Origin of the sequence: Acinetobacter sp. AL9 (assembly GCF_041464035.1) — a bacterium.
Lineage (GTDB): Bacteria > Pseudomonadota > Gammaproteobacteria > Pseudomonadales > Moraxellaceae > Acinetobacter > Acinetobacter towneri.
Map to the genome: position 1 here is coordinate 1 of NZ_JAYFSK010000172.1, position 474 is coordinate 474.

At 65.2% G+C, this 474-nt stretch carries 1 pseudogene; it reads right to left on the bottom strand.

Features of this window, described 5'->3' with window-relative positions:
* A pseudogene (locus ACEO2X_RS14160) lies at positions 1-464 on the bottom strand (type I glutamate--ammonia ligase); the annotation flags it as partial.
* Positions 465-474: the final 10 nt, after the last annotated feature.

The window sequence follows — 474 nt, forward strand, 5'->3', positions numbered from 1 at the left end:
GGGCTGCGCAGTTCCAGACGGCAGAATTCCCCCTTGGCCGAAGGCAGGCGCACCAGCTGGCTGCGGTTCTGGCGGCTCCAGCTCACATACTGGGGGGCTTCGCAGCTGCCAAAGCGCTGGTAGCTGTTGGGCACCGGGTTGCAGAAGGCCGTCAGCTCCCGGGCATGGGCCAGCAGCCCGGCAATAAAGTGCCCGGCCTCGCTGTCAGGTTCGGGGTCACCCTCAAACAGGTTGCGCCCGTCTCTTGTCAGCGAGATGTTCACATGCATGCCGCTGCCCGCCTGGTCGGCCAGGGGCTTGGGCATGAAGGAGGCAAACAGCCCGTTGCTGCCCGCGATGGCCTTGACCGTGCTCTTGAGAGTATTGACATTGTCCGCCGCCCGCAAGGCGTCGGAATAGCGGAAATCGATCTCGTTCTGGCCGTGGCCGCTCTCGTGGTGGCTGTGCTGGGGGCGCAGGCCCATATCCTCCAGG